This window comes from Bacillus sp. AF23 (assembly GCF_020861455.1).
Taxonomy (GTDB): domain Bacteria; phylum Bacillota; class Bacilli; order Bacillales; family Bacillaceae; genus Bacillus; species Bacillus halotolerans.
Window position 1 is genome coordinate 1 of sequence record NZ_JAJHVY010000045.1, and the last position, 1,326, is coordinate 1,326.

The window sequence follows — 1,326 nt, forward strand, 5'->3', positions numbered from 1 at the left end:
TCTCACCTCGCTAGAGGCTTTTCTTGGCAGTGTGGAATCAGGAACTTCGCTACTATATTTCGCTCGCCATCACAGCTCAGCCTTATGGGAAACGGATTTGCCTATTTCCCAGCCTAACTGCTTGGACGCGGATATCCAATACCGCGCTTACCCTATCCTCCTGCGTCCCCCCATTGCTCAAATGGTGAGGAGGTGGTACAGGAATATCAACCTGTTGTCCATCGCCTACGCCTTTCGGCCTCGGCTTAGGTCCCGACTAACCCTGAGCGGACGAGCCTTCCTCAGGAAACCTTAGGCATTCGGTGGAGGGGATTCTCACCCCTCTTTCGCTACTCATACCGGCATTCTCACTTCTAAGCGCTCCACCAGTCCTTCCGGTCTGGCTTCACAGCCCTTAGAACGCTCTCCTACCACTGTTCGAAGAACAGTCCGCAGCTTCGGTGATACGTTTAGCCCCGGTACATTTTCGGCGCAGAGTCACTCGACCAGTGAGCTATTACGCACTCTTTAAATGGTGGCTGCTTCTAAGCCAACATCCTGGTTGTCTAAGCAACTCCACATCCTTTTCCACTTAACGTATACTTTGGGACCTTAGCTGGCGGTCTGGGCTGTTTCCCTTTCGACTACGGATCTTATCACTCGCAGTCTGACTCCCAAGGATAAGTCATTGGCATTCGGAGTTTGACTGAATTCGGTAACCCGGTAGGGGCCCCTAGTCCAATCAGTGCTCTACCTCCAAGACTCTTACCTTGAGGCTAGCCCTAAAGCTATTTCGGAGAGAACCAGCTATCTCCAGGTTCGATTGGCATTTCACCCCTACCCACACCTCATCCCCGCACTTTTCAACGTGCGTGGGTTCGGGCCTCCATTCAGTGTTACCTGAACTTCACCCTGGACATGGGTAGATCACCTGGTTTCGGGTCTACGACCACGTACTCATGCGCCCTATTCAGACTCGCTTTCGCTGCGGCTCCGCATCTTCTGCTTAACCTTGCACGGGATCGTAACTCGCCGGTTCATTCTACAAAAGGCACGCCATCACCCGTTAACGGGCTCTGACTACTTGTAGGCACACGGTTTCAGGATCTCTTTCACTCCCCTTCCGGGGTGCTTTTCACCTTTCCCTCACGGTACTGGTTCACTATCGGTCACTAGGGAGTATTTAGCCTTGGGAGATGGTCCTCCCGGATTCCGACGGAATTTCACGTGTTCCGCCGTACTCAGGATCCACTCTGGAGAGAACGAAGTTTTGACTACAGGGCTGTTACCTCCTATGGCGGGCCTTTCCAGACCTCTTCATCTACCTCGTTCCTTTGTAACTCCGTA

1 rRNA gene is annotated in these 1,326 nt (G+C 52.8%); it reads right to left on the reverse strand.

Annotated elements, in window-relative coordinates:
* Positions 1-1,326: ribosomal RNA gene (locus LNN34_RS21750) — 23S ribosomal RNA — on the reverse strand; the annotation flags it as partial.